The organism is Erwinia artemisiae (assembly GCF_051400835.1).
Classification (GTDB): domain Bacteria; phylum Pseudomonadota; class Gammaproteobacteria; order Enterobacterales; family Enterobacteriaceae; genus Erwinia; species Erwinia aeris.
The window spans coordinates 960,554-965,551 of record NZ_JBLFFM010000001.1 but is presented as its reverse complement, the minus strand read 5'-3'; the positions used below and the strand labels follow the sequence as shown (position 1 = coordinate 965,551).

General features: G+C 48.8%; 5 protein-coding genes and 1 pseudogene. All 6 read left to right on the top strand.

The window, feature by feature from the left end:
* A partial coding sequence (locus ACMGEE_RS04585; protein ID WP_436829738.1) for a DNA/RNA non-specific endonuclease occupies nucleotides 1–1,599 on the top strand: 1,599 nt, incomplete at its 5' end.
* A complete protein-coding gene (locus ACMGEE_RS04580) occupies nucleotides 1,596–1,928 on the top strand; it encodes a hypothetical protein (RefSeq protein ID WP_436829737.1) in 333 nt (110 codons plus the stop codon). The genes ACMGEE_RS04585 and ACMGEE_RS04580, both read left to right, overlap by 4 nt.
* A 181-nt stretch (nucleotides 1,929–2,109) precedes the next feature.
* Nucleotides 2,110–3,165: pseudogene (locus tag ACMGEE_RS04575) on the top strand (VENN motif pre-toxin domain-containing protein); the annotation flags it as partial.
* Nucleotides 3,166–3,170: 5 nt separating this feature from the next.
* On the top strand, nucleotides 3,171–3,548 hold the full coding sequence (locus tag ACMGEE_RS04570; protein WP_436829736.1) for a CDI toxin immunity protein: 378 nt from the start codon (nucleotides 3,171–3,173) through the stop codon (nucleotides 3,546–3,548).
* Between the two features lie 143 nt (nucleotides 3,549–3,691).
* Nucleotides 3,692–4,255 (top strand): Ail/Lom family outer membrane beta-barrel protein, encoded by a 564-nt coding sequence (locus ACMGEE_RS04565; protein WP_436829735.1) that lies wholly within the window; start codon nucleotides 3,692–3,694, stop codon nucleotides 4,253–4,255.
* 94 nt (nucleotides 4,256–4,349) lie between these two features.
* Nucleotides 4,350–4,910, top strand: coding sequence for an immunity 42 family protein (locus ACMGEE_RS04560; protein ID WP_370733913.1), 561 nt, complete (start codon nucleotides 4,350–4,352; stop codon nucleotides 4,908–4,910).
* Nucleotides 4,911–4,998 lie beyond the last annotated feature (88 nt).

The following is a 4,998-nucleotide window of genomic DNA, read 5'->3' as shown; positions in this document are numbered from 1 at the left end:
CGGGTGGAGACGGTGCAGGCGGTGGTGGATATCGGCCTGCAGGCCAGCGATATCGTGAGGACGCAGGGCCAGATAGCCGGCGAGAAGGCGAAGCTGGACCCGAAACTGCTGGCGGCAGCGAAGACGCAGCTGGAAGAAAAAGCGCGGCAGAACGGGGTGAAAACGGCGCCCGGCTACGACGATATAGCGAAGCAGGCTTACACTAATGCCATGGCGCCGTGGGGAACGGGCAGCGCCCTTCAGCAGGGCATCAGCGCGGCGACGGCGGCGGCCTCGGCGCTGGCGGGCGGCAACGTGGCGGGAGCCGTTGCGGGCGGTGCGGCGCCGTACCTGGCGGAGCTGATACATAAAGCGACCACCACCACGGATGCAAACGGCAAAGAGGTGGTTAACGTTGAGGCAAACCTGATAGCGCACGCGGTGCTGGGCGCGGCGGTGGCGCAGGCGTCGGGCGGTTCGGCGCTGGCGGGAGCGTCAGGCGGCGCGGCGGGCGAGTATATCGCGCAGCAGCTCTATCCGGGCGTTGACCGTGCAGACCTGAGCGAGGAGGAGCGTCAGACCATCAGCGCGCTGGGGACGCTGGCGGCGGGGCTGGCGGGCGGGCTTGCCGGGGGCAGTGCGGGCGGTGCGGTGACGGGCGCGCAGGCCGGGAAGAATGCGGTTGAGAATAACTGGCTGAGCAGCAAACAGATAGATGCCTGGTCCGCTGAAATGAAGTCCTGTCAGGCTGAAGGCGCTGACTGTGGCGGCATTATCAAAAAATACGAAGAGCTAAGTACCGCACAGCAGAAGCAACTAATAAGCGACTGTGCAACCAACCCGACAACCTGTCAGCAGAAATACGGCGACGTGCTGGCCGACAGCATAGCGGTGAAGCATGCAATAGATCGGGCAATGGGCGAAGACATCCCGATCAAGATGGTCTACGATCTTACAGCGACCTGGGCGCACCAGATGGACGCGGACGGGATCGTTGCCAGCAATAAAGTGTCTGAGCAGATCATGGCGAAATATGGCCTCGATCAAGCTCAGGCTGATATTATTGCGGGCGTAGCGTTAAGTGCGCTGGGAGGCGTGAGTAAAGGAAGTAAACTTCCTACAGCTACCGGAAAAAATATCGTTATTGTTGACTCCGGTAAGAAAGGTGCGTGGAATAAGACACTGAATAAACCAGAACCCAATACGGTCTATCAGGTTGATGGAAATAAAACCTATCATACTGATGATTTGAGCCGCACAACATATGTGAATGCCTCACTAAGCCTGTCCAAAAATGACCGAAACACCTATCAGCAATGCAAGGCTGGTAAATGTGGTAATAATGGTGATGAAGGTGGTCATTTAATTGCCAGCATATTCAATGGTCCTGGTGAAAAGCTTAATATTGTTCCTATGGATGGAAATCTTAATAAAAGTCAATGGAAAAAAATGGAGAACTCATGGGGTATCGCATTGAAAGAAGGGAAAACGGTTGATGTCAATATCCAACCAATATATTCAGGTAACAATATAAGGCCAGATAGGGTAATTGTTCAGTACTCAGTTGATGGAGGTAGACCTGTTAACGTTGATTTCAAAAATTCCCCAGGAGGCAAATGATGCAGGATCAAAATTTTGAGCAAAAACTAGGTCAAATTTTGTATGAGTGTGGACCTGGAAATGCAAAAAAAATCATAGCAAGAGCTAAAATCTTTAATGAAAATGATGGTGGGGAATATGAATTCGATTATTTAGATGAAAATGGAGAACTGGGCTGGTTTGCCCCTGATGGAAGGGCTGTTGCTGATTTGACTGATGCTTTACTTGCTTATAAGTCTTTCTTTTTAGATAACAATTTGACTAATGGTAAACCTGTTTGGACTGGCTGCGAAATAACGGTCGATACACAAGCCGGAAAAATAAACATAAATCTTCAATATGATGACTAATAAAGATCCCGGCCAAGCCGGGATTTTACCTTATAACCAGTCAGTTACCTTAGAGCGGTCGCCATTCAAATGTCTCTTCCGGGATCTTCCGTGGCCGCTTCTGCGGTGTGGCGATCGAGCTGATACATAAAGCGACCACCACCACGGATGCAAACGGCAAAGAGGTGATTAACGTTGAGGCAACCTGACAGCGCACGCGGTGCTGGGCGCGGCGGTGGCGCAGGCGTCGGGCGGTTCGGCGCTGGCGGGGGCGTCAGGCGGCGTGGCGGGCGAGTATATCGCACAGCAGCTCTATCCGGGCGTTGACTGTGCAGACCTGAGCGAGGAGCAGCGTCAGACCATCAGCGCGCTGGGGACGCTGGCGGCGGGGCTGGCGGGCGGGCTTGCCGGGGGCAGTGCGGGCGGTGCGGTGACGGGCGCGCAGGCCGGGAAGAATGCGGTTGAGAATAATGCGCTGAGTGTGCAGGAAAACCAGTCCCGCGTTCAGGAAATGATACAGTGTCAGGGTGACAAGTCTTGTGAGGGAACCGTCACTGAAAAATATAAGCAGATTTCAGCCGAACAACAGAAGCGAGTTGTTGAGTGTACGGGCGCTAAGGACTGCGTTAATAAGGCAAACGAAGGCAGCAGATTGCAGACCGAATATGCTAACCGCACCAGTGAGCTGCTGGAAAAAGCGCGAGATAATAGCGGACTGAGCGCGGCAGATCAGAACGAGCTTTCAATCCTTCAGGTGACAACTATCCAGCTTGAAGCAGACAGAAATGCGGCGATTCATAATGCATTGATGTCTGGTGATTCATCTGAAGCGAAGCAGCTTGCGATGAATTCGCTGGCACAGGCTGTGGGGATGAGTGCTGCAGGGATCGCTGCTGGGCTCGGGAAAATTAATACTGGTACACAACCAGGAAATCGAATAGAACAAACACTTTCCCCTGAGAAAAATTGGGAGAACGCCCGAAATAAAGCATTGGATATTGTCGGTAATCTGGGTGCTGATTCTAAACCTGTGATTGGGCGGTTGGAAGTAAGTGCTGGAAATGGGAAAGTTATTGGGCGGCAATCCAGCGACGGTAAAATTGGTTGGCGTGTTGATTATGATCCAGACAAAGGCACTCATATTAATATATGGAATTACTCTCAAGGTAAGGGGCCAGGAAAAGCGGTTAAGCAGGTCATACCATTTGAGGGTAACGAAAAAGCTTTTGAAACGATATTGAAGCAGCTAAACAGGTAGAGAACATGACGTTATTTGAAGAGTGTCAAGAAGCGCTTAGTGCTGATTTCGAAATTATTGAAGGCCAGAAAAAGGAAAAAGCTTTTGATATCCTTAATAAATATCCTTTTGCAAGTGGATCAATTTCCTGGTCGGAAATTCACCATTCCGATCATGAAAATATTGATGATTTACTGAATAGAAGTCCTATGAGAAATGCTGATGTATTCGTTCTTGCAGATGACGCAAATATTCCTTTTTTCAGGACAAACTTGATTTTAATTGCTGAAAATATCTACGATGTTACAGCTTTATCACCAAGGTTATTCATTTTCAATGATGAAATAATATTGCAGCCTTTATTTCCAACTGAAATTTTTCGTTTGGGAATAATGCCTAAATAAAAAGCAGTCTGCAAATCATGGCGGGAAATGCCCGCCTGGCGAGTAAAAAAAATATTTTTTTAATGACGTATCGGCAAGAAATTTAGTACAATCCCATCTCAAACACAGGGATTTAAACAACTCAGTAAAAAAGGGAATGAGTAATGAAAGTAAAAATTACCGCATTGGCATTAGTTTGTAGTGGCCTGTTGGTCAGCACCGGCGTATTGGCTGACAGCCATACTTTGTCGATTGGCTATGCACAGAGCAAGGTCGAATATTTTAAAAATATTCGCGGCGTCAACGTTCAGTACCGCTATGAATGGGATTCACCCGTCAGCATTATCGGTTCCTTTAGCTATATGAAAGGCGATGACAGCTATTCTGAAAGGGTTGAGGCTTTTGACGATATTAGCGGTTATGATGGCAAAACGGATGTGAAATATTACTCGTTTATGGCTGGCCCGGCCTGGCGTATTAACGACTACGTCAGCCTCTATGCCCTTGCCGGTATGGCGCATACAAAAGTAGAAGACAAAACGACCTATCTTTCTGCGTATTCAGAAGAGGATAATGCAAGCAAAACGTCGTTTGCTTATGGTGCTGGCGTGGCTATCAATCCGACAGACTATATTTCCGTAAATATCGGTTATGAAGGCACGCGCGTTAAATTCAATGATGACGTAGCGATAAACGGTTTTAATATCGGTCTTGGGTATCGTTTCTGATTTCTCCCTGTATGAACCCCGGCTAAACTGTCGGGGTTTATTACCTCGAATAGCTATTGAAACGAAATGATTCAATTAACAATGAGCGTAGAAAATGTTTTTTGGTGATCCTTATCGTTTTGCCATTTTTGCTGAATGTATTCCTGACTGGAATCCTCCTTCAGGCTCTTTCTACAATGGGCTTTTCTACTACAGTATTGACGGCAACTTTTTCCCGCAGGATTTAAGGACGGCAACGCTCTGTGTGGATGTTAATACACTCCTGGATCCCGCTAATGCCCTGTACACGCCGCCGATAAATGCAGAGGTGTTCGCTATGCCCGCGCCTGACGCTTTCAAATATTTATATAGTCTGACCTGGCCAGAAAGCACGGCAGAGGAGGAGTACCCGGAAGGGGATCCTGTTTACCGTGCAGATACAGAAAATATTTCCGAAAGCGGCGCCTCTGTTTTTGCTGTTTCCGATGGCAAGATGGTCAGGATCCTGGCAGCCAGAATGCAGCGCCTTGTGCAAAAAAAGGATAGCGACCGCTATGAATGGGTCGATAAAAAGGCACTGAACATTGCTGAAATCACCCTTGCCAGCAGTGAAATAGCGGCAATTCTGGATAAAATAAAAAATTATTATTCTTCCCTTACGCCATTACCTGAATAAGCTTGTCCTGACAAGCCAGCAAGCCAGCAAGCCAGCAAGCCAGCAAGCCAGCAAGCCAGCAAGCCAGCAAGCCAGCAAGCCAGCAAGC

Coding starts and splice junctions, on each gene's coding strand:
- ACMGEE_RS04580 (WP_436829737.1), top strand. CDS start 1,596: ATGATGCAGGATCAAAATTTTGAGCAAAAACTAGGTCAAATTTTGTAT.
- ACMGEE_RS04560 (WP_370733913.1), top strand. CDS start 4,350: ATGTTTTTTGGTGATCCTTATCGTTTTGCCATTTTTGCTGAATGTATT.
- ACMGEE_RS04565 (WP_436829735.1), top strand. CDS start 3,692: ATGAAAGTAAAAATTACCGCATTGGCATTAGTTTGTAGTGGCCTGTTG.
- ACMGEE_RS04570 (WP_436829736.1), top strand. CDS start 3,171: ATGACGTTATTTGAAGAGTGTCAAGAAGCGCTTAGTGCTGATTTCGAA.